This is a genomic window from Bacillus cereus group sp. MYBK216-1 (genome assembly GCF_051916495.1).
Classification (GTDB): domain Bacteria; phylum Bacillota; class Bacilli; order Bacillales; family Bacillaceae_G; genus Bacillus_A; species Bacillus_A thuringiensis_K.
Genome location: NZ_JBQAGT010000001.1, coordinates 190,932 through 213,995 on the forward strand (window position 1 = coordinate 190,932; position 23,064 = coordinate 213,995).

Below are 23,064 nucleotides of genomic sequence, written 5' to 3' on the forward strand. Positions count from 1 at the left end.
GTTCCTCCTCTTGCTTATAAATAAAACGATAATTATGAAAGCGTGTTCATTATAGTTGGATTGTACTATCTATAGAATGAAATCTCAATATTATGACAATTTTATTCTTTTCGTACTTTATGTACATGGAGAGTTTTAATAGTTGCTTCCTTATTCGTTTTGTCATAATAATAGAAAAAGGAGATTGATAGTTTTGAATATTTTATCAAAGGATATGAAGTATGAAGAAATCACGAAAAGTGTCATTACAAACGAAAATAGTAAGCTTAATTATCGCGTTAATTTTATTTGTCGTTCTCCTATTAGCGGGAATGTTTGTTTACATTCAGTCCGTTGATACGAAGCGCCAAGTGGAGCAGCTAGCACTACAAACAGCCAAGTCGCTTTCTTTTATGCCAGCTATAAAAGATGCTTTTCAAAATAACGAGCATAAAAATACGATTCAATCCATTGCGGAACAAGTTCGTGAGCAAGCTGGTGTGGATTATGTAATTGTGGAAGATCGCTATGGGGTTATGTATTCCCATTCTAATTCTGAGTTGATTGGAACAAAGAGTAACAACCCGTATAACTATGAAGCACTCACTTTTGGTGGTTATTATACGCTCGAAGGAAATGGTACAAGCGGTCCAGCTTTAATGGCGAAAGCACCTATTATTGTTCATAACGGAGATTACGATCAAGTAGTAGGCGTTGTGACAGTAGAGTTTTTAATAAAAGGCATTGAATCTAACATATTGAGTAGAACGAAAGAAATTATCCTCTTCTCCTTAGCGGTATTAATAGCCGGCATTGTTGGTGGAATTCTTTTAGCGCGTAGCATTCGGAAAGATACACTGGGTTTAGAGCCGAATGAAATCGCAGCGTTATACCGGGAACGAAGTGCGATACTACTATCTATAAAAGAAGGAATTATCGCCATTGATCAAAATGGTTTTATTACGATGATGAATACGTCGGCAGAAGAGATGCTACATGTAAATGATGATTATATGCAGCAGCACATTTCAAAAGTTTTACCAGAATTTAATATGGAAAGAGTGCTAGAAAACGATCAAGAAATCGCGTTTCAAGATAAAGTGTTTATTTTAAACATGACGCCGATACTCGAAAATAATAGTACGGTAGGCGTTGTATGTAGCTTTAGAGATAAAACGGAGCTGCAAAATTTAGTGAATACAATATCTGAGGTAAGAAAGTATTCAGAGGACTTACGTGCTCAAACGCATGAATTTACAAATAAACTTTTCGTCTTATCAGGATTACTTCAGTTAGGGCACTACAGAGAAGCGATTGAATTTATCCAGCAAGAATCTAATATTCATCAAAGCCAAAACCATATTTTATTCCATCAAATTCATGATGCGAAAGTACAAGCTGTTTTATTAGGAAAAATCGGAACGGCATCTGAGAAGAAAATCGATTTTCATATTGAAGGAGAGAGTACGCTTCATCCGTTACCAGACCATATAAAAGTTTCGCACCTTATTACGATTCTTGGAAACATAATCGACAATGCGTTTGATGCGGTGAGTGGGCAAGAGGAGAAGAATGTTTCCTTCTTTGTTACGGATATTGGACATGACATTGTGTTTGAAGTGATAGATAGCGGGATAGGGATACCAGAAGAAAAAATTACGACCATTTTTCAAAAGGGATTTTCAACGAAAGGAAATGATCGTGGTTACGGACTAGCAAACGTGAAAGAAATGGTAGATCTGCTAGGGGGAACAATTGAAATTCAAAACGAGAAAAATGGGGGAGCAATTTTTACAATTTACCTTCCGAAAACATTGAAAGAAAGTACATGACAAACAGGGGGATGGGCATATGTTGAAGGTTGCAATTGCAGAAGATGATTTCCGCGTCGCGCAAATTCAAGAGGAGTTTTTATCAAAAATAAAGGACGTAAAAGTGATTGGAAAAGCATTGAACGCGAAAGAAACGATGGAACTACTACAAAGGGAAGAAATCGATTTACTTCTATTAGATAATTACTTACCAGACGGAATCGGAACAGACTTATTGCCAAAAATTCATGCAAATTTTCCAAGTGTTGACGTCATTATGGTTACAGCGGCGAATGAAAACCATATGTTAGAAAAAGCAATTCGAAACGGCGTAAGCAACTACCTTATAAAACCGGTCACGTTAGAAAAATTTGTCCGCACAATTGAAGACTATAAAAGAAAGAAGCAACTATTACATAGTAACAATGAAGTGAATCAAGCACTTATCGATAACTTCTTTGGCCTTTCGCAAACACAAGACATAAAAAACTTACCGACAGGTGTGGATCCATTAACACTGCAAAAAGTGAAAGGCATTATAAAAGGATTCGAAGAGGGCATTACAATAGAAGAAATGGGAGAACAAATGGGTGCCTCCAGAACAACCGCAAGAAGATATTTAGAATACTTAGTAGCGACCGGCGAATGCACAGTAGAATACACATACGGCATCATCGGACGACCAGAACGGAAATATCGCATAGGACGAGGACTATGAAAAAGCGATTATTACTATGTATATGGATCATGACAGGAGTAATAGCTGGTTGTTCTGTAGAAAAAACGCACACGAATAAAGTGAACATAGAAGAAGTGGAGATTGTTGCACCAAACGTTCAAGGAGCAGGATGGGACTTAACAGCACGAGCGATGCAAAAAACGCTCACAGAAGAAAAAATCTTCACAAAACCCATCACAGTCACAAACAAAGTAGGTGGTAGCGGTGATGTCGGATGGAAATATACGAAACAAAAAGGCGGTCACGTACTGGCGATTAACTCATGCTTACTCATAACGAACAACCTACTAGGCCACAGTAAACTAACATATAAAGACTTCACCCCGCTCGCGCTACTAGCATCAGATTGGGAAGTCGTTGTCGTATCAAAGGAATCAAACATAGAAAACGCAAAACAACTAATGGAACAACTAAAACAAGATAAGAAAAAATTCAAAATCGGTGTTGCCCCTGGCCTAGGAAACGACGATCACCTATCCTTCGTACAAGTAAGCAAAGCATTCGGCATAAACCCAGCCGAACTACAATTCTTCGTCTACGAAAACAAAGAAAAAATCATAAACGCCCTAACGAACAAACAAATCAGCGCCGCAACCATGACCCTATCCGAAGCCGAAAAACAATACAAAGCCGGCAAAATAAAAATACTAGCCGTATCCGCACCAAAACGCCTAGACCGACTACCAGAAATCCCAACATGGAAAGAACAAGGAATCAACGTCATCTTCCAGCACTGGAAAGGGATTATGGGCCCGAAAGATATGACAGAGGAAGAGGTTGCTTATTGGGATGGTGTGATTAAGAAGATGGTTGAGAGTGATAGTTGGAAGGGGATTTTGAGGGAGCGGGGTTGGGAGAGTTTTTATAAGGGGAGTGGGGAGAGTAGGGGGTTTTTGGAGGAGAGTAATTTAGGGTATGGTGAGTTGATAGGAGGAATTGGTTTGAGATGATGGGAGATAGCATGCCTACAATAAGAGTGTTATATAAATAACAAAACACCTTCTTATTACATGTACTAAGCATGTAATAAGAAGGTGTTTTTATGGTATAGAGATTATAGATTAAGGTAAATTATTCGTTAATGTTATTGGTAACAACAGAAGCAATATAAGAATTATTCAACCAATAACACTGCTTTGTAATCTGCTGTCCATCAGGTAAAGTGACCTTGTCAGCCCCATTACGAGCTTTTGGTCGAATATGTGCAACGCCGTTGAAATTCATTTTTGGTAGGTTATTTACTTCAACGGTTTTATCACCACGTGTTTTATATTCAAGTTGAATACCTTCATTTACCACCGTGTTTACTTCTTCCCAAAGTTCACGTATCTCTTTTTCTATTGTAGGGACAGGCATGTTCCAAAGTTTAATGCCTTTAAAGTAGAGCTCGCGGTTTGGGTTTTCTTTTTTTGTTTGTTTAAATTCAAAAATTACAAATAAGAATTTGGTTTGGTAGAAGCGTTCTCGAATTTCGCTCTCTTCCCATGATTCATTTGTCCATTGATGAAAATCAATCGTTTCAAATGACATGCTTTGTTCAGGTTTTCCGTTTGGTTCTAGGCGAACTGTTTTAAATTCTATATTTGCTTTAGCGAATTCTTCAATATTAGTAAGACGTGTGTTTTTAATACCTAGTAAAGAGCTTACCAGTGATGGAATGAAATTTTTTGCAGTAGGTTTAGAATCTATTTCTAGTGAATGAGCAATCTCTTTATCTGTCAAACCTATATAAGGTTCGAATTTTGAATGAAGAAATTCCTCTAATGATTTTCCTTTTAAGTCGTTTGCTGTTGTGAAGCTTATTAACTCTTCATTTTTGATATATCTACGAACTAATGTAGTCATATAAGATGGCTTTAATGAAAACGCTCGTTGCATTGCTTGTATTTCGGAAAATGGTTGTGGACGGATTGAATTTTTATTTGCTCCTTTTGTACAAGCTCCCAAATAATTTGTATCGCCTTCAGATAACTCATGTGCTTTTCCAGAACGAATCTTAGATACGATTGTTTCCCAATCTTGCTTTATTATTTCTAAGTCAGCTTCAGGATATGAAAATAGAACACTCTTTGCGATATGGAAGTCTTGACGATTTAAATCTGCTTTCCATTCGTAAAACATAAGTAATAATTTTTTGTTCTTTTCCCAGAAGCTAGACGCTTCAAAAGATGTATTAACTTCCTCCATGTAGTTAATGATATTTAAAACTAAGCGTTCTTTAGCAGATAAAGAACCATTTTTATTTTGCTTAAAAGGTGTTACTTTTAGTTTAACTCCAAGGTTTGTAAAGTTAATATCCGCATCTGAGGTGCTTTCATAACCAAAAAATCCTTCTTTGACTAACTGACCAAGTTCACCTTTAGAATTTGCTGTTGTAAGTTTATTGGTTGAATCAATTTCACTAAATTTTTGTCCTTCAGCTTTTTTTGCTTTTAACATTAGTTCATCTAGTGTAGCGTATGTAACCATATTAATCCCCTTTCGTATTCTATATTAATTAGTTTGCTGAGAAACCGTTAAATGAAAAGTTGTGATATAATAAAAAGCTGTTTTAATTTTATAGAGATAAAAATTATGTAAAGGAAAATCAGAGGATTTCTTACTAAATAAGATATGGAAATCCGAAATCTATATTATGGAATAGAAGTGTTTACTCTCATAATGGAGGGATTGATCTTTTCCTTACTTTTTATTATAATGAAGCATAAAGAAATAAAACACCGAAGGGATGTTCGTGTATTTATGGTGAAAGTAGTAGAACTTTTTGCGGGAGTGGGGGGTTTTAGGTTAGGGCTTGAAGCGAACGAGAATTTTGAGATTATTTGGGGGAATCAATGGGAGCCCTTAACTAAAGCGCAGCATGCATTTAATTGTTATGCCACTCAATTCGAAAATAAAGGAATACATGAAAATAAAGATATAGCAGAGGTTTGGCCAGAAATACCTGAGCATGATTTATTGGTAGGTGGCTTTCCATGTCAAGATTATTCAGTAGCACGCACAATATCAAATGAAAAAGGGATACAAGGGAAAAAAGGTGTTCTTTTTTGGGAGATAATGAACATAGTTAACTCTCGCAAGCCAAGATTTGTTTTGTTAGAGAATGTAGATAGATTATTGAAATCACCAGCAAAACAAAGAGGTCGTGATTTTTCTATTATGCTGGCGAGCTTTAGAGACGCAGGGTACGCAGTGGAATGGCGAGTTATTAACGCTGCGGATTATGGGAATTCACAAAGAAGACGAAGAGTATTTATTTTCGCGTACTTAAAAGAATCTCATTTTGCATCAGTTCAAAGTGAAATGAAGTCGTTAGAGATATTATGTGGAAATGGATTTTTCGCTCCGATTTTTAATGTGCATGAAGCGCCTGAAGAAAACAAAAAAAGAGGGCAATTTGAGTTGCCGGTCGATATTATTGAGGTTTCTGATACATTTAAAGCTGAATACTATAATTCTGGCGTGATGATAGATGGACAAGTATATACTGAAGAAGTAGTTTCAGTAACTGAAAATCCAAAGACTTTAGGTGAGATTGTTCAGAAAGCATATAATAAATTTGGTCCTGCAGATGAATCATATTACTTGAAAATGGATAAGGTTAACAAAAAGGGAAGAACGGAATTTGAGGAACTTAAGTACCTTAAAGGGCCTAAAAAAGAAGAAAGAATATCAAAGGCGACAGGTCATAAATATTTCTACTCTGAGGGAGGGATGGCTTTCCCTGATGCTTTAAATAAGCCTGGACGTACAATGTTAACAAGTGAAGGGACTTGTAATAGAAGTTCTCATGTAATTGAAGATCCTTACACAAAAAAACTAAGATACTTAACACCAGTTGAATGTGAGTTGTTAAATGGATTTCCGATGGATTGGACGAATACAGGTATGCCACAAAGAAACAGGTACTTTTGTATGGGAAATGCTTTAGTGGTTGATTTGGTGGAGCGAATGGGTCAAAGGATTTTAGAGATTAACAAAGAAGAAGAGAAGATGGATAGTGTTGTACAGTTAAGTTTATTTTAGAAAGTAAATGTAGCATGTTTTTGTGAAAAATTTAAAAGTATATAGTGTTGGATAACCTGGGTTCTATAGTTAAAGACTCAGGTTATTTTTTATGTAATCTTTTAAAAGTAAGAATGGAGTAGTGGGAACTGTTTAATTTTATTATGAATGGAAAATACACTAATTTCCTTTTTTCTTAATACCAACAATTCTTCTATAGATATTGTATAATATGGAATATATTCGAAACGTATTTTTAGATTAAGAGGTGTTACATCATTGGAGAAATATACATTTGATTTTCTACAAGAGGTATTCCCCGAGTTAGCGGAGATGGGGAGAGATATTGAAAATGTTTTTTATCAAGATCCCCAATCGGTTTTAATTAAGGGAAGAATATTTGCAGAGCTATTATCAAAACGCATTGCGGAAGAACATGAACTGCACGACGTACAATACTTAAAGCAAGTAGAGCGTATTCAAAAATTAGAAAGAGAAGATATCTTATCAAAGGAAATTTCCCGTTCATTTGATACTGTTCGCTATTTAGGAAATAAAGCGGCACATGAACATATTGAAAGTGGGGTAGAGAGTGCTTTTAAAATGCATAAAAATCTATTCCAAATTGCAGTGTGGTTTATGGAGGTATACGGGAGTTATGAGTTTGTTGTCCCGAAATACAAACATCCACAGCCGAAGAGTAGTGTACATATTGTGGAGAAATTAGAAGAAAAGATATCTGCTAGTTTAGAAGAAAAGTTAAAAATGCTAATTGAGATTGCAAGTAAACAAAATACATCAAATCAAACTGAGGAATTAACAGAAATAAATAACGCTGAGATTGCGGTAGGGTTAGAAATTGAAGATAAACAGTCTGTAGATAATGAAGAAGAAGCAGATAACAATTTTGTGTATGATGATTTTATTTTAGGAGAAGGAGAGAGTTATTTACTAGCAGAACTCTCGAAGCTGAAAGAATCATCTCAAGAGGCTATCGAAAATCCTAATGAATTTAGTTCGTTTAAGGATTATTTACATGTAGAAAGAACGATACAGAACGATATGATGTCTGCTCTAACAGCAGCAGCTGGGCAAAATACGAGTCAATTAATTTTCTTGTGTGGTAGCGTTGGAGATGGGAAATCACATTTATTATCGTATGTGAAAAATAAATATCCTGAATTGATGGAAGAGTTTTCGGTGCATAATGATGCTACGGAAAGTTTTGATCCACAAAAGAGTTCCCTTGATACATTAGCGGAAGTATTAAAGCCATATAGTGATAGTGAGATTGATGGTTCTAGATTCAAGCTAATTTTAGCTATTAACCTAGGAGTTCTGCATAACTTTATTGAATCAGATTATGCAAAAGAGCACTATCAAATTTTAACAAAATTCATTGAGGAATCAGGAATATTTGAGGCAAATGAAATTGCTACTAATCAACAAAGCGGTAATTTCCACTTGATTAGCTTTAGTGATTATCAACCTTTTGAATTAACCAGTGAAGGGCCAAAATCAGATTATTTTTCATCTATTTTAAAGCGAATTGTGGTTGAGTCAGAAAAAAATCCATTCTATCAAGCTTATTTGAAGGATAAGCAACGTGGTATAAATGGATTCTTTATGGTGAATTATGAGTTATTGCAACAACAACAAATACGAGATGGTGTTTTAAGTATATTAATTGAAGCAATAGTTAAGCATAAGATGATTATTTCGACACGTTCCATGCTTAATTTTATTTATGATATTTTAGTGCCTTCTCATGGCAATGAAGATTTTCTTGGGGCAGGTATGATGGAAAAAACCGAAGCCTTATTACCGAATTTATTATTTGATGGTCAAGAAAAATCAAATTTACTAGCAGTTATTTCTAAAATGGATCCTATTCATCTACGATCAAATAGTGTAGACCAAATGCTAATTGAGCTAAACAATTCAGTAAATATGAAGAATACTTTCCAAAAGCATTTGAATTTACATGGACTTGATGGATGGATAGAAGGGCTAGAAGAGATGGGCTCTTTCTTTGAGCTAAGTGATTCATCTAGACAGGTATTCAATAAAACATTAATACGTATGTCATTATTTTTATCTCCGGTTTTAAATGAAATATTTGGGGATGAAAATTATAAAAAATATATGGAATATTTATATGCTTTTAATAAAGGAAATCGATCTGATTTAAAAGATATGTATAATTTAGCCAGAAAATCAATTTTTTTATGGAACGGAAGTCCGAAGTCAGATTATGTATTTATGGATTACTCAAATGATACTACTCAGGTTGCACAGTCTCTTAAAATTAAGCCGTTTGTAGGACATTTGAAAGGGGTAGAACCGGAGGTTTTAAATCGATTTAAATTAAATATATTACTTGCTTTTTCCAATGAAGATAAAGTAGCTCCTGTATATTTAGAAATTGATTATCCATTATATGAAATGATGGTCAAACTTTCAAAAGGTTATCGCCCGAATAAAAAGGATAAAGAAGATTGTATTCAGTTCGTTGAATTTGTGGATAAGATAATGAAATTAGGAAATAGAGAAAAAGAATTATTGTTTGTTCAATCTAATGAAAATGGAATGTTTAGACTAACATACGACGAAGATTTTGAAGAATTTACGTTTAGAAGGGATTAGAAAATGATTGTAAGAGAGAATTTAGAGGATTTGAAAAACTCGCTGAGTATTAAACCAGAAAAGTTAGGATTAAAACATACAATAAATAAAAAATCTCCTCTGTTACCTTTCTCTACCCGAGGAACAGAGCGGGCAAAATTCGCAAAAGGGTTTCAGGGAGTATTAGGAGAGTTTACGCGTCTAGTCAGCGGAAATAAGTTGAAAATGGAAGTTAATCTAGAAGAACTTATTGGAGAGATTAGTAAATCTGTTGATGTATCAAAGCAAGATAAGTCGCAATTTGAACAAATACTACGTACCTTTCTGCAGGATAGTGACAATACAATTAAAATTTTTCATTTGCATTTGTTTCAATATTTACCATTAAGTGATAAGGCTGATAAAAAAGGAGAACAAGATATTGCTAGATTCCTTTTAGACGTCTTATTAGGTGAAAAAGAAACAGTAGAAGAGATTTTTGGAAAAAGTGATTCAACAGATTTAATGTCACGTCTTGTATTAAAACAATTAAATCATTTGGAGAGCGACGAAAAAGAACGCCGTCCGTATATTAATCAAATTCCATTTATCTCAAAGCTATTCAAAGAAGATTTTCAATTTTTAGCGGAACATAAAGATTATTTTAGAACTCATTATCATTTGTTTCTTAGTTATTATTACTTTTTATATATTACTCAATTGACTTTAAAGCTTTCACAAGTTGGGAAAGCGAACTTTAGTGAGAACAACGAAGTTTATTTTACACTTGACTGGGAGTCTACGAGTAAGAATAGAAAAGGTTATACTCATGGTTATCAAATGATTAAAGATACAGGTAGACATTTACTACTACATATTAATTGCTTAGAACATTTAAATTTCCTAATGGGAGTAGAAAAAGCAGGTGGCTATCCTGAATTAAAGGAAACATATCAGCAATTATCCGATGAGGATAAAAAAGTATTTTTAGAGATGCTTTGTGATTGGGTTATGGAATATAGAAGACATTTAGGTCTTGGGGCTTATGAAGGAAATTTAGAATTAGAATATGATACGCTTGTACAATCCTTATTCCGTAGTATAGAAGAAGCCTATGAAAAAGATACGATGCAAGGCCCCCGACACAGATACTCTTTATCAATAGAAGAGGTTGGGAAAAAATATTTCTTAAAAACTCGAGGTTCACTTGGTTATATGCTTAATATTAGTCAAGATATGTTATTGCTGCTAACAGCATTGAGTTTAAAAAAGGAAAGAAAACCTTTGAAGCAAGTATTTATAGATTTAGAGGCTAGAGGTTTATTCTTCGATCGTTACTCAAAAGAAGAAATTGTACAGTTATTTGATAAGCTGAATTTAATAGACAAAAAAAGTGATAGCGGTGATGCACAGTATGTTAAACCAATTTTATAATTATCTTTCAGATAAACTAATAAATTATTTACAAGCAGAAAATCTTAGAGGTGGAGAGCGGTTTTACCTTCAATTTGATAATCATGAACAAGTACAAGCATTTTATGACACATTAAAAGAACAAGATTTATCGCAGGCGTTTTATTATCAGCATAAGCAAGGAACTCCATACGAAACGATTGCTATTAAGGTTTCAGAGGAAATGAAAGTAGTTGTTGCGACTACATCGGCAAACGTTACTCCGGACTTTTTAGTAACACTTCGTAATGAAGTCGGTGAACAAAAGGATATTTGGGAGAAAACAGCTTTACTTAGTATATGTCATGAGACACTGGACAGTATTAAGGGTGGTAGCAGTGATTTGCAAAAAGAAGGTATGCCATTTAATGTGAAATCAATTTTGAAAACATTAAAAGAAGAAATTGAAACTTCTTCTTTAAATAAAGAAGAGAAGGAAGTACTTTCATTTTATTTACGTAAAAAATTAGATGATACAATTGTGCGACCATCTCTTTGGGATTATGAAGAAATTCTTGGATTTTTATCAAAACAAGAGATTGCGAGAGAAGACTATTCTAATCTAGGCATTTTCTATGATGAAAATTTAAATCAATTTACTTCAGCTCAAATGAAAAAAAGGCTAGAAGAAAATGCTTCATTCTTTGAGAAAGTTCAACATATGCATGAGTATGAACATTTAGAGAGTCAATTAGAAAAATTATTTGATGAGAAAGGTGTTTCTCGCCTGAAGAAAGAAGATTGGCAGCAAGCGGATTATGTTCTTGTTAAAGATTCTTACGACAAAATGACTGAGATAGATCGTCCATTAGAATATATCGAATCACCAAAGAAATATTCAAAAGAAGGTCTGTTATATTGGGAAAAAGCACAAGCTGAGACAAAGGCTGGGAGACGTAAACGCCATATTATCGTTTTTAATCCTACACAGATAGAAGATATCAATCTGAACTTTGAATTTGAAGAAAAGTTGAAGAAGGAATACATTCATAAAAATTCACAGGGGTTCTGTGGGATATCTGGGAAAAAACTAACTGTTAGTTTAGCGCATAAGCAAAATGTGACTTCATTCCATAAAGTTGTATATACGCATAAGATGCAATCTAAGTCGAAATATGAGTTTCATATTGCTGTTATAGAATGTGAAGCCGCGTTTTTACAATCGCTTCAAACGATTTATGAAGTGAATGTAAATAAGAAAAACGTAGTTATGAATAAAGCTGAAGAACGTATTATTTTTGGAGATATTTCTAATGAGCCAGAAGAAGTATTTATTGAGGAAGATGCACAGATTATAAATTGGCAAGGTGGAAGTTTTGAAGTCTCTGAATCTTCCCCTGCATGGAATGATGATAGCTTATCATTTTCTGTTCAAATTGAAACATCTTTAATTCCTATTCTTATTAGAGAGCAAGTTGCAAAGACTGTTCCAGTATCAGGAGAAAGGGTATGGAAATTAAAAAGAGAACATCAAGAAAGCTTTGAATATAACCTTGATACAAATAAATTAAAACAAGGAGCAAGGGAATTTTCAGCACGAGAAGGATTTCGAAATTATTTACAAGACGAGAGAGTATGGATTGAAAATGAAATCGCTTTTGCAGTTAGAGGGGTATCAGGCCTAAATAAGGTTGAATTATTAATGAACCCATCATTGAGAGATGCGTATCAACAATTATTAAATTACTATAAGTTTAATAATACGGTTCCTAGTCTTTGTTTTGTGGATAATCAATTAAGAGAGCTATCTATAAGATACTTGAAGGCTTTTAACGAAAGTGTTGCTCATATACAAGAAAATGTAATGTTAAAAGAAGAAGAAAAGAATTTGTTTAAATTGGGAGTTATTGAAGAGGAACAAAGGGTCATACTAACACCGTTGCATCCGCTTAATGTTGCCTATCAGTTAAGTGTTAATGATGAAATTAAAAACGAAGTAGTTGAGATGCATATTTTAAATCGTCTGCATCCTAACAATCTATTGCCATATATATATGGACAGAATGATGAATTGTATAGACCGGTTTCTCAAAATGAAGCGCCTGAATGGACCGTTTATGAACCACTTCATAAGGTTGCGATTGGAGAATCTAATGCATTTTTAGCTAATGTAGTTGAAGAAAAGCTTCAACAATTTGTGGAACATTTCCAATACTTATTTTTACAAGAATCTAAGTCTCCGATACGAATCAATGTGATTAATATAAATAATGATAAAGAAGTTGTAAGAGGTTTAGTACAGTTTATTAAGAAGCAGATAGATAAAAAAGGGCCGTCCAAAATTATACCAGTAGAGGTTGCTTTATATCATGAGAGTAATATACTAAGCGCCTTTGAAAAATTTTCTATATATGATGATGTTCAAAAATTTGAGGAGTTCTTTGAGTTATCGTTAGCATCAAAGAATCTCGATGCTGTAGACGTATTAAGGCTGATTCGAGAAAATGTTTTCTATTATAAACTTATTGGTACGAAAGAATATGGTTACGCTCATATTTCATTCTATAAAATGATTTCAAATGAGAAGCATGCGAAAAGTACAATGGAAGATATTGAAACAGGATTATCTTTAAATGGAATGTTATCATCTCTATCATCTATAAGTACAGAAGTAGATTATCGTACAGGATTTGGATTGAAAAATGTATTGAATAATGAACATTTGTTAATTCAAACTGCTAGAGGAATGAATGAATTAGGAAGTAATTTAAATAACGATGGTACAAACCCTTATCGTAAGAACGAAACAATTGTTACGAGAACATCTACCTATGATGAACAAGTTTTAGAACATTTATATGAATCTTCTTATTGGGTAACATTTATTGAACCTAATGTAGGTTTAGATTTCTTCCAAGATTCATCACGTAATTTATTGGTTATTCATTATAGTGATCAATATTCTTCATCAAGCCAGTATGATGCAATTACAGTAACGGATAAAGCAAGACAATACCGAGCGGTTATTGAACAGTATTTAGCGGAAAAAGAAATTGTATCGACACCTGAAAAAATTAATACAGCTATTAGAGCTTTCAATAGTTTAAATGGTGAGTGGTTACTACGAATTATAGGAAGTAAGGGACAATTCTCAAGAGAAAAGTTAAGTATTATTTCAGCTGTGAAGTATATATTAAGTGTTTTAGATCATGAGAATATTTTATGGGTTCCTATCTCATTAGAAGAAATATTGCGTGTTGCTGGAGCGGTGAAATTAACGAAAAGTGAAGGTGTATTTTCTGCGAAAAATCTAGGCGGAAAAGGTGCACATAGTGACGATTTACTGTTAATTGGAGTAGAAATGCAAGATGATAAATTATCAGTGCATTATTATCCAGTGGAAGTGAAAATCGGCTTAAATCAAGACAGTGCTATTGCAAAAGCAAAAGAGCAAATTAATGCTACTAAGCAACTATTTGATACGCAACTTTCTAAAACAAGTGAAGATGGTTTACATGTATTTAAACATAAGTTTTTCCGAAACTTCTTTGTACAGTTATTGCTAGCAAATGCCGAGAAATTTATTGCAAACAACATTTGGCCAGAAAAATCTTATGAGAAAATTGAAGAACTAAAGAAAAGATTATTAAATGATGATTACGAAATGAGTGGACATTTGGATGATAAAATCGGAAAAGGAGCAATTTTATCATTCAAAAAGGAACAATCATGGAGATCCATCAAAATAGAAGAAGATATTTTATTAGTGGAATTAACCGAAGAGGATGGATATGAAGGAGTAATCGAAGAAATTGAAGCACTCAAAATGAAAATCCATTCAGGTGGAACTGATATTAATCCAGATAGATTATTAAATCAGAATCATGATTCTAATCAAGTGTTAAAAAAAACTAGCAATAAAGTCGTTCCAACTGTACCTCATTCTGAAGAAGAAAAGGAAGAAAAAGGAACAGGAGGAACAAAAGAATTAAAAGACATCCGCGTTTTGTTAGGAACAGTAGAGGGATCGACTCAAGAAATATATTGGGAATTCGGAAATTCAGAGCTAGCAAATAGACATATTTTAATTTCGGGTAAATCAGGACAAGGTAAGAGTTACTTCATTCAATGTTTACTACTTGAGCTGGCGCAAAATGGAATTTCTAGTATGATATTTGACTATACAGATGGATTCAAGAATTCTAAGTTAGAACCGGAATTCAAAGAGAAACTCCAAGATAACATTGAACAATTCCTAGTAGCAAAAGATAAATTCCCAGTAAATCCATTTAAGCGAAATCAAAAAGAATTGGATGAAGGAATTTATATCGATGAAGATAATACAGATGTTGCTGAAAGAATTAAAAGTGTATTTTCAGCTGTATATAAAGATTTAGGCATTCAGCAACAAAACGCTATATATGAGGCAGTAATGCGCGGTTTAGATAAATATGGCGAAGGTATGAATTTAAATTATTTATTAGCAGAATTAGAAGAGGATACTTCTGGGCCGGCTAAAACAGCAAGATCACAAATTAAGCCTTTTATTGATAAGAATCCATTTAATCATAATGCTGTATATGATTGGGGAGACATACTGAACCAAAAAGGTAAAGTGTTTATTGTACAATTAACGGGCTTTAATAGAGATGTACAGCTCATGATTACAGAGTTTATCTTATGGGATATTTGGAACTATCAATTACACCATGGAGACAAAAATAAACCATTCCCAGTTATATTAGATGAAGCGCAAAATCTTGATCATAGAGAAAAATCACCAAGTGCCAAAATTTTAACTGAAGGAAGAAAATTTGGTTGGTCAGGTTGGTATGCAACACAATCATTAAAAGGACAATTTACAATGGATGAAATTTCACGACTACAGAATTCAAGTCAAAAAGTGTATTTCATGCCACCAGAAAATGAAATTAGTGCTATTGCATCAAACCTTGCTCAAGATTCAGCTGTACGTAAAGAATGGGAAAAACGACTTGCAACATTGAAGAAAGGTCAATGTATCACTTCGGGACCAATGTTACAAAAAGATGGTACGTTGAAGTCGGGTAGTCCTGTGATCATTAATATTAGTGCGTTGCAGGATAGATTGAAGTAGTAATTTAATAGTGATATGAAAACCACCTTGGACGGTATATTTGTTTGAGGTGGTTTTTGTATTGTTAATCATGTTGAAACTTAGAAATAATAGAAGGTCTTCCTTTTCAAGTCTTCTAAAATTCTTGAATGATTTTTATATAGATAAAGGTGAGGGGAATTCATAATTAGAGAAAAGTTTAGTGTTTAAAGAGTATGTATATAGTTGATCTTTTAATTTAGTGGGGGGGTATAATAAGAGAATCATAAAATTGAAAGGAGGAAGAGTGTTGAACTTTATGATTCTTTTGACCGGTATTTCAATTTTATGATTCTCTATTGGTGTGTTGTGAATCAATATATTGTTGTTAAATGGAATATTATTGTTAAGAAATTTAATGAAAATATAGCGTTTGGGATGTTTATTACATGTATGTTATTTTGGCTGCAGTATGTATTTCAAATGTTTTTTGATAGATGATTAGTTTTTTATGAGGTAAATAGACACAATGTAGTATGTAAGATACTTCATTGTGTCTATTTTTTCAGAACTAATTATAGTTTATTTCTTGCATCTCCCCCAACGTCACCCCCTAACCTAAAGAAGACAAATCAAAAAGGGGGACCAAACCACTCATGAAAACCACCACAAAAGAAAAAAGAAACACCATCATCATGCTACTACTCTCAGCCGCGATAGGAATCTTTTCACCACTACTCATGTACATCACACTGGCACGTAAAAGTGAGGTGTACAAATATCATTGCCGAAAGGCGTTCAACTTTCATTTGTTAATCTTTCTTCTATTTAATATTAGTTCACGTATTAGTGATGTTTTATTTTGGATCGTATTCGCTTTTGAGGTAGTTCAAGTAATTATTATTGCGTGGAAAGTAATACGCGACGAACCATATCGTTATTTCATTCGAATTCCGTTATTTAAAGAAGATAAGTATACGGTGGAAGGAGAATAGGTGATGAAACAAGAAGGGGAAATAAGGGGAAAGCGACTTTTGATTATGATTGCAGTGCTGTTTATTGCGATTTATATCGTTTTACGAAAAAGAAAATATGAGTACTTTTATGATGGTATTAGTGAGTATGAAAATCGTTATAGAGATAATGTTCCTTTTTTGTTACTTGTTATAAGTTTGTTTCAATATTTTAGGCAGAATGAGATGAGTTTTTCTCGTATGCTTCAGTATGTGAAAGAGAAGCTAGCAGAGTAGGTGATGGTATGGCGTGGATGATTAGTGAGTTTGCAAGTGTTGGGGATGTTACGGTGCGGACGCTTCGTTATTATGACAAGATTAATTTATTAAAGCCGAGTGATTATACTGAAGGTGGGCATCGGCTATATACGAAAGATGATTTGTATGTGCTGCAGCAAATCCAATCGTTTAAGCATCTTGGTTTTTCGCTTGGGGAGATTCAAAATATTATATTGCAGCGTGATATTGAGACAGAAGACTTTTTAAGACAGATGCATTTTCAAAGAGAAGTGCTTCTGGCAGAGCAAGAAAGAATTGCGAAGGTGCTTTCGCATATGGATGAGATGACGAAGAAGTTTCAAAAGGAAGAACGAGTGGATGTCGCTTTGTTTTCTTCCTTTTTGCAAACTTTTATATGGGAGAAAGAAAATAAGGAATGGTTAGAGGAACACTTTTCAGCAGATAGTGTTCGAGCTTTTTATAATAAGGAACTAAAAGAAAAGTTTGATCGGCGCTTTATGGATGTGATAGGGAAGTTAAAAAAGTATAAGGAAGAAGAGGAGGATCCGAGTCATCATGAAGTTCAAGTTACTTTGAAGGAATTTTTCAATGTAATAGAAGAGATAACAAATTCCCTTGATATTCCTCAAAGTGATATAGAGGACATAATTAATCAATCAAACCTTCCGCTATCTGAATTCCCAACTCTCTTCACAACCGAAGAAGAAAACTATATAAAAGAAGCAATGCAGCAGTTTAACACCTAGTTAAACTGCTTTTCCATTATAATAGAAGAAAAACCAAACGGAGGAAACCCACATGCCAACCTACAACAAACTAATCCGAAACAAAATCCCACAAATAATAGAAGCTAACGGAAAAACACCCACAACAAAAATCCTATCCAAAGACGAATACATAAAAGAAATTTGCAAAAAGACAGAAGAAGAACTAACTGAATATCTAGAAGCAAATACTAAAGAACATAAACTCGAAGAACTATCCGACCTCCTAGAAATAATAAACGCCCTAGCTGAACACGAAGGCACAACACTAGAAGAAATCAACAACATCCGTAAAACGAAAGCAGAAGGACGAGGTGACTTTTCAGATCGAGTCTTTTTAATCGAAGTAACTGATAACTAGCTCCTACCAAGATTAGAAACGTATGTTTTATGTTTCGGAAAACTAGCTGTATCAAGGGTTTACAGGGTACTTTGTATTTTCTGATGTAAATCTTGTAGCATAGAAAAATCCAATTTCTTGACCAATATAAGTATGGTACTAATCAAAGTAAACAACTTTAGAAAAACAGCTCTTTAGAGGCTATAAGGTTAGAAATTGAATAATAGTTAAAATTTCCTTCTAACTTCTTCTTTTTGTTTTGTCTCAATAAAGAATGCTAATAAAATTCGTATTGAATTTATTTCGCTTTCTAGTAGATAAATATTATAGTCTCTTAGTGTGATTTCCAAGGTTCTAAAAATAAGGTCAATTTTAAAACCAGAATATACTTTTCCGCTAGTAATATTATTCTTAATATTTTTAATCTCATGGATGATAGTGTCTTTATCATTTCCATTTGAAATATTTAATTTACTCTTTATGTATTCTATTCCGCTTTTATCAATATCAGATTTTTGTAAGAGAATGATTAAACTCTCATATAAATTCTTCAAATCTTTACATTCATAAAAAGCATTACAATATGTTGAATAAAACAACCTTAACTCATTTATTGTTGATAATAAGTTTGTAGTGCTGCAATTATCGTTTGTTATGTTAGGGAGATAAGAAGTATAATTTTCAATATTGAATGTTTTTCTAAATTCTTCAAAATTAACAAACTTATTTTTTCTGTTCAGGAAATTCCTTTTTTCTTTTTTGCTACTATAGTATATTACATAAGGAATAAATTCTTTAGTTAGCCAATGATAGGTATAAAGAGGAGACCAAATTCTATTTGTTTCAATATCCTCTATCCGATTTTCCCAAAAAAATTCGTCAGTCCAAGTTAACCAAATGTCCTCAGAGTTATGAATTAAAAATGTACTTTCTTCTATCTTAGGTACAATAAAAGCCCTAAATTCAGATTTGTGCTTATCAAAAATCTTTATAAAAGAACTATGAGAGTCAAAAGTATGCCAATCAGACTCTCCTTCTTCGTAATCGAATTCTCTACAAAATTCAATCATTTTAAGCCAAAGTTTTTTGTGGATTCTAAACAATTTTATGTATTTATCACCTGATTTTTCAAAAATATCTCTGTTTAACATTAGATAGAGATTCCTACATTCAGCAATATACACCGCTGCAAAATCATCGATTATTGTAATTAACTGTTTAATTTCTTCCTTTTCCAGAGGTATTCTAGTATTGGACAAATCAACATAATAGATATCTTTATTAATTTCTGGTGAGTGTATAATAAAATTCCTTAAATTTAGCTCTAGACCAGTATTGACTCCTTGGAATAAACTTTCCATTATCGTTCTGTGGTCTATAGTTATCATACAATCCCTCAATCTTAAATTGCTAAAAGTAATTAAACAATTTCCATTCAGTTTGGGGTACATCGGGATGTGTCCGACTAAACTAACATTTGGTAGGCTTTGCTCATATGTAAATCCAAAAGGACTTTTAGTAACATCTCTTTTTATCTGAAAGGGTTTTTCATTAGATAAAGAGTTGTATAATTCTTCAAGTTCTTTCTTATTACTAAAATTATTTAATCGTGCTGTTAAACGAGCAAGATCTTTGTCTAATGCATGCTCTTTTTTTAATTTTTCTATTCTATTTTTTATTTCTAATACTTTAGAAGCGGTTTTTTGATAAATACAATGTGCCAAATATTCAGGAGGATACTGTTTTTTGTTTTTTATTTGGTTTACATGGGGCGAACACGGAACTAGATTATATAAACTATTTAAATTAAAGTCCGTTGGTAATGCCAACTTTTTTAGCAAATCGTCTAAATCGCCATTTTTTCAGTATCAGTAGGAATTATATGATCAATATGCATATCTTGGAATCTAATAGGTAACCCCTCATAAAAACATTTCCCATCGTATTCCAAAAAAAGGGCAGCTCTAATAATTTTATTATTTTTATTTACACTGTTATTCATTTGGTTTTTCCTTTCAAAATTTATATTTTACAAGTTTTTGCATAATATTCGTATTGTAATTGAAAAAGAGTTCAGGTTAAGTCTGATTTTAATTTCTGCTTTATATATCCAAACAAATTGGAAAATGAAACTACAGGGGAAACTAAATCTTTTTTTGTAAAAAGTAGAGAAAGAATCAATAACAAATAAACCAAACGGTTCATGTTTTTGTACTGAATCTGGATCAGATAGATCAAGAAAATTTAATGCCGATCCCGATTATAATAAACATCATTAATTTTTTCTATTTTTTAATAGGATTGGCTAGTGTATGCAGAATAAATGAAAAGCTGGTTTATGAGCCTTATAAATTTATTATAAACGAAAAAACCAAACGGAGGGAAAATCCCATGCCAACCTACAACAAACTAATCCGAAATAAAATTCCACAAATAATAGAAGCAAACGGAAAAACACCCACAACAAGAATCCTACCTGAAGAAGAATACATAAAAGAACTCTGCAAAAAAACTCAAGAAGAACTAACCGAATACCTAGAAGCAGACACAAAAAAACATAAACTCGAAGAACTATCCGACCTCCTAGAACTAATCAACGTCCTAGCCGAACACGAAGACACAACACTAGAAGAAATCAACAACATCCGTAAAAAGAAAGCAGAAGAAAGAGGCGGTTTCTCAGATCGAGTCTTCCTAATCGAAGTAACCGATAACTAACCCCTCCTAAGCCCCTTACAAGCCCCTACCAAGTAATAAATCACTAAGAAAAAACATAACAAAAACAAAAACAACAACAAACACCGTAGTAGTAGTCAAAAAAATTTAAAATAACACGCCAAAAACCCTGACTCCCTCCCATATATATTATGAAGGGGCTTTTACTTTTGAACGGAGACGGGAGGAACTTTGATGGCGGTGTATCGTAATGTGCAGGTGAATTTTTGGCAGGATGATTTTGTTTTGGATTTGACGCCGGAGGAGCGGTATTTTTATGTGTATTTGTTAACTTATTCGAAGACGACGCAGTGTGGGATTTTTCCTTTTCCGAAGCGGTTAGCTGAGATGGAGACGGGTTATAATCGGGAGACTGTTGATAAGCTTGTGCAGCGCTTCATTGATTATGGGAAGATTCTTTATGATGCGGATACACGAGAGTTATTCGTTTTAAATTGGCTTCGTTATAATCCGGTGACGAATACGAATGTGGAGAAGTGTGTGCTTCGTGAGCTGAAGGGTGTGAAGAATAAGGAGTTTGTACATATGTTTCTTCAGAAGTGCGTAGAGGAGGAGCTGAATGTTCCGATGCTTTTAGCGCATTTCGGTATGCCGAGTGATTTGGCTGTGGATGATGTTGATCCAGTTTGTGAGGAGACAGAGGAAGAAGAGGTTATAGAGGAAGAGACGGGGAGTCGTGTGTTTTCTTTTTATGAGCAACATTTCGGTAGTTTGTCCCCGCATACTGTAGAGGAACTGAGTGCGTGGATGGAAGATTTGTCAGAGGAGCTTGTACTGAAGGCTCTTCAAATTGCGTTTGAGAATAATAAGCGGACGGTTGCTTATGTGAAAGGGATTTTGAGAGGGTGGCACGGGAAAGGATTTACGAAAGTGTGTGAGGTTGAGGCGGATATGGCTAAGTTTCGAAAGAAGGAGTCGTCTGTTAGTACGGGGGAGACGGAGGAGTTTTTGGCGAGGTGTGAGGAGTGGGAGAAGAATGCGCCGTCAGAGGAAGAGTTGCAGCGCTTTTTAGCGGAGCGCGGGTGGCGTCCATGAGTATTCAAAATGTGGAGGCGGAAAAGACGGTATTAGGTTCTCTATTAATTGATGGAGAGCTTATTAAGGAGTGCCGTTTGACGGAGCAGTATTTTTCTCTGTCGGTGCACAAGTCTATATTTCAGTTAATGCGAAAAATGGAAGAAGAGGGGCAACCGATTGATCTTGTGACGTTCATTTCTAGGGTAGATCCGAAGTTTTTGCAGGGGATCGGGGGAATGGAGTATTTTATAGGGTTAATGGATGGTGTGCCTACAATTGCCAACTTCTCTTATTATGAGGGGCTTGTTCGAGGTGCCTGGAAAATGTATCAGGCGGGTGTTCTCGGGCACAAGATGGGAGAGCGTCTTATTGCGGAGAAGAATGAGGAAATTATTGGTGAGACGATTACGGCACTTTGTGAGTTAGAGGAGAAGGACTGTGTATGTGAGTTTGATTTGAAGGATGCGCTAGTTGATTTATATGAAGAGCTTCATCAGGATGCGAAAGAGATTACTGGTATTGAGACTGGTTATACATCGCTAAATAAAATGACATGTGGACTTCAGGAAGGTGATTTTGTCGTTCTTGGTGCGCGACCTTCTATGGGGAAGACTGCGTTTGCGTTAAATGTTGGACTGCATGCGGCGAAGTCTAGATCGGCGGTAGGATTGTTTTCGTTAGAGATGAGTAGTAAGCAATTGCTGAAAAGGATGGCGTCTTGCGTAAGTGAAGTGTCGGGAGGTAGGCTAAAAAATCCGAAGCATCGTTTTGCGATAGAGGACTGGGAAAAGGTGAGTAAGGCGTTTGCGGAAATCGGGAAGTTACCGCTTGAGATTTACGATAACGCGGGCATTTCGGTGCAAGATATTTGGATGCAAACTCGTAAGTTAAAGAGGAAGCATGGTGATAAGAAGGTTTTAGTTATTGTAGATTACTTGCAGCTTATTACGGGCGATCCGAAGCATAAGGGAAATCGATTTCAAGAGATTAGTGAGATTTCTCGTAAGCTTAAGTTATTAGCGCGGGAATTAAATGTTTGTGTAGTAGCATTGTCACAATTATCTCGTTCGGTAGAAGCACGGCAAGATAAGCGCCCTCTTTTATCTGATTTAAGAGAGACAGGACAAATTGAGCAAGATGCGGATGTTATTATGCTTATGTATCGCGAGGATTATTATGATAAGGAAACGGTGCAGAAAGAGATGACGGAGATTCATGTGGCAAAGTATCGGAATGGGCCTGTGGGGAGTTTTAAATTGAGGTTTTTGAAGGAGTTTGGGCAGTTTGTGGAGGGGGTAAAGTAGTGAAAGGGCAAGTTGTTTTGAAAATAGTATCTGCATGTGAACCAAA

General features: G+C 34.3%; 17 protein-coding genes. 14 read left to right on the top strand and 3 right to left on the bottom strand.

The genetic code is table 11. From position 1 onward, the window contains the following. Window positions 1-221: 221 nt before the first annotated feature. From ACTFRH_RS01085 to ACTFRH_RS01095, 3 genes are read left to right on the top strand one after another with little or no spacing between them, the layout of a single operon-like run. Entirely contained in the window at window positions 222-1,811 is a 1,590-nt protein-coding gene (locus ACTFRH_RS01085) for an ATP-binding protein (protein ID WP_000749646.1), read from the top strand. A 19-nt stretch (window positions 1,812-1,830) separates the two neighbouring features. Next, window positions 1,831-2,508, top strand: a complete 678-nt coding sequence (locus ACTFRH_RS01090) for a response regulator (protein ID WP_000921557.1) — start codon at window positions 1,831-1,833, stop codon at window positions 2,506-2,508. Then, window positions 2,505-3,479, top strand: coding sequence for a tripartite tricarboxylate transporter substrate binding protein (locus ACTFRH_RS01095; protein ID WP_000746660.1), 975 nt, complete (start codon window positions 2,505-2,507; stop codon window positions 3,477-3,479). The genes ACTFRH_RS01090 and ACTFRH_RS01095 overlap by 4 nt, the downstream gene beginning before the upstream one ends. A 121-nt stretch (window positions 3,480-3,600) precedes the next feature. Here ACTFRH_RS01095 and ACTFRH_RS01100 read toward each other — a convergent pair whose 3' ends face one another. Continuing rightward, on the bottom strand, window positions 3,601-4,998 hold the full coding sequence (locus ACTFRH_RS01100) for a Sau3AI family type II restriction endonuclease (protein WP_000259327.1): 1,398 nt from the start codon (window positions 4,996-4,998) through the stop codon (window positions 3,601-3,603). A 273-nt stretch (window positions 4,999-5,271) separates the two neighbouring features. Here ACTFRH_RS01100 and dcm point away from each other — a divergent pair, with 273 nt between their 5' ends. From dcm to ACTFRH_RS01140, 8 genes are all read left to right on the top strand, one after another. After that, window positions 5,272-6,555 carry a DNA (cytosine-5-)-methyltransferase gene (dcm, locus tag ACTFRH_RS01105; RefSeq protein WP_033703514.1) on the top strand — a complete coding sequence of 428 codons (1,284 nt, stop codon included), beginning with the start codon at window positions 5,272-5,274 and terminating at the stop codon, window positions 6,553-6,555. Window positions 6,556-6,813: 258 nt separating this feature from the next. Continuing rightward, window positions 6,814-9,180 carry a DNA phosphorothioation-dependent restriction protein DptF gene (dptF, locus tag ACTFRH_RS01110; protein ID WP_000417615.1) on the top strand — a complete coding sequence of 789 codons (2,367 nt, stop codon included), beginning with the start codon at window positions 6,814-6,816 and terminating at the stop codon, window positions 9,178-9,180. A gap of 3 nt (window positions 9,181-9,183) precedes the next feature. Continuing rightward, window positions 9,184-10,572 carry a DNA phosphorothioation-dependent restriction protein DptG gene (dptG, locus tag ACTFRH_RS01115; RefSeq protein ID WP_000637020.1) on the top strand — a complete coding sequence of 463 codons (1,389 nt, stop codon included), beginning with the start codon at window positions 9,184-9,186 and terminating at the stop codon, window positions 10,570-10,572. Further along, a complete protein-coding gene (dptH, locus tag ACTFRH_RS01120; RefSeq protein WP_440048800.1) occupies window positions 10,553-15,646 on the top strand; it encodes a DNA phosphorothioation-dependent restriction protein DptH in 5,094 nt (1,697 codons plus the stop codon). The genes dptG and dptH overlap by 20 nt, the downstream gene beginning before the upstream one ends. A 614-nt stretch (window positions 15,647-16,260) precedes the next feature. Continuing rightward, window positions 16,261-16,599 (top strand): DUF4870 domain-containing protein, encoded by a 339-nt coding sequence (locus ACTFRH_RS01125; RefSeq protein ID WP_000859133.1) that lies wholly within the window; start codon window positions 16,261-16,263, stop codon window positions 16,597-16,599. Window positions 16,600-16,602: 3 nt separating this feature from the next. Continuing rightward, a complete protein-coding gene (locus tag ACTFRH_RS01130) occupies window positions 16,603-16,854 on the top strand; it encodes a hypothetical protein (RefSeq protein WP_000806840.1) in 252 nt (83 codons plus the stop codon). 8 nt (window positions 16,855-16,862) lie between these two features. Further along, window positions 16,863-17,603 carry a MerR family transcriptional regulator gene (locus ACTFRH_RS01135; protein ID WP_000312427.1) on the top strand — a complete coding sequence of 247 codons (741 nt, stop codon included), beginning with the start codon at window positions 16,863-16,865 and terminating at the stop codon, window positions 17,601-17,603. A gap of 52 nt (window positions 17,604-17,655) precedes the next feature. Beyond that, the gene (locus ACTFRH_RS01140; protein ID WP_001143657.1) at window positions 17,656-17,982 is read left to right on the top strand and encodes a nucleoside triphosphate pyrophosphohydrolase; all 327 of its coding nucleotides are present in this window, start codon (window positions 17,656-17,658) and stop codon (window positions 17,980-17,982) included. A 206-nt stretch (window positions 17,983-18,188) separates the two neighbouring features. Here the strand turns inward: ACTFRH_RS01140 and ACTFRH_RS01145 are convergent, their stop codons facing one another. Further along, window positions 18,189-19,790, bottom strand: coding sequence for a hypothetical protein (locus tag ACTFRH_RS01145; protein WP_157464233.1), 1,602 nt, complete (start codon window positions 19,788-19,790; stop codon window positions 18,189-18,191). A 17-nt stretch (window positions 19,791-19,807) separates the two neighbouring features. Beyond that, window positions 19,808-19,963 (bottom strand): HNH endonuclease, encoded by a 156-nt coding sequence (locus tag ACTFRH_RS01150; protein WP_003300223.1) that lies wholly within the window; start codon window positions 19,961-19,963, stop codon window positions 19,808-19,810. A 389-nt stretch (window positions 19,964-20,352) separates the two neighbouring features. On the opposite strand from ACTFRH_RS01150, the gene ACTFRH_RS01155 reads away from it, so the two are divergent. From ACTFRH_RS01155 to dnaB, 3 genes are all read left to right on the top strand, one after another. Continuing rightward, window positions 20,353-20,679, top strand: coding sequence for a nucleoside triphosphate pyrophosphohydrolase (locus ACTFRH_RS01155; RefSeq protein ID WP_001143658.1), 327 nt, complete (start codon window positions 20,353-20,355; stop codon window positions 20,677-20,679). A 192-nt stretch (window positions 20,680-20,871) separates the two neighbouring features. Beyond that, the gene (locus tag ACTFRH_RS01160; protein WP_000312070.1) at window positions 20,872-21,732 is read left to right on the top strand and encodes a DnaD domain-containing protein; all 861 of its coding nucleotides are present in this window, start codon (window positions 20,872-20,874) and stop codon (window positions 21,730-21,732) included. Continuing rightward, window positions 21,729-23,018 (top strand): replicative DNA helicase, encoded by a 1,290-nt coding sequence (dnaB, locus tag ACTFRH_RS01165; protein ID WP_000027301.1) that lies wholly within the window; start codon window positions 21,729-21,731, stop codon window positions 23,016-23,018. Before ACTFRH_RS01160 ends, dnaB begins: the two co-directional genes overlap by 4 nt. Window positions 23,019-23,064: the final 46 nt, after the last annotated feature.

Bases quoted from the DNA above. Each gene is read 5' to 3' on its own strand.
- dnaB (WP_000027301.1), top strand. From the start codon at position 21,729: ATGAGTATTCAAAATGTGGAGGCGGAAAAGACGGTATTAGGTTCTCTA.
- ACTFRH_RS01160 (WP_000312070.1), top strand. From the start codon at position 20,872: ATGGCGGTGTATCGTAATGTGCAGGTGAATTTTTGGCAGGATGATTTT.
- ACTFRH_RS01155 (WP_001143658.1), top strand. From the start codon at position 20,353: ATGCCAACCTACAACAAACTAATCCGAAATAAAATTCCACAAATAATA.
- ACTFRH_RS01150 (WP_003300223.1), bottom strand. From the start codon at position 19,963: ATGAATAACAGTGTAAATAAAAATAATAAAATTATTAGAGCTGCCCTT.
- ACTFRH_RS01100 (WP_000259327.1), bottom strand. From the start codon at position 4,998: ATGGTTACATACGCTACACTAGATGAACTAATGTTAAAAGCAAAAAAA.
- ACTFRH_RS01130 (WP_000806840.1), top strand. From the start codon at position 16,603: ATGAAACAAGAAGGGGAAATAAGGGGAAAGCGACTTTTGATTATGATT.
- ACTFRH_RS01140 (WP_001143657.1), top strand. From the start codon at position 17,656: ATGCCAACCTACAACAAACTAATCCGAAACAAAATCCCACAAATAATA.
- ACTFRH_RS01085 (WP_000749646.1), top strand. From the start codon at position 222: ATGAAGAAATCACGAAAAGTGTCATTACAAACGAAAATAGTAAGCTTA.
- ACTFRH_RS01095 (WP_000746660.1), top strand. From the start codon at position 2,505: ATGAAAAAGCGATTATTACTATGTATATGGATCATGACAGGAGTAATA.
- ACTFRH_RS01125 (WP_000859133.1), top strand. From the start codon at position 16,261: ATGAAAACCACCACAAAAGAAAAAAGAAACACCATCATCATGCTACTA.
- ACTFRH_RS01090 (WP_000921557.1), top strand. From the start codon at position 1,831: ATGTTGAAGGTTGCAATTGCAGAAGATGATTTCCGCGTCGCGCAAATT.
- dptH (WP_440048800.1), top strand. From the start codon at position 10,553: ATGTTAAACCAATTTTATAATTATCTTTCAGATAAACTAATAAATTAT.
- ACTFRH_RS01135 (WP_000312427.1), top strand. From the start codon at position 16,863: ATGGCGTGGATGATTAGTGAGTTTGCAAGTGTTGGGGATGTTACGGTG.
- dcm (WP_033703514.1), top strand. From the start codon at position 5,272: ATGGTGAAAGTAGTAGAACTTTTTGCGGGAGTGGGGGGTTTTAGGTTA.
- dptG (WP_000637020.1), top strand. From the start codon at position 9,184: ATGATTGTAAGAGAGAATTTAGAGGATTTGAAAAACTCGCTGAGTATT.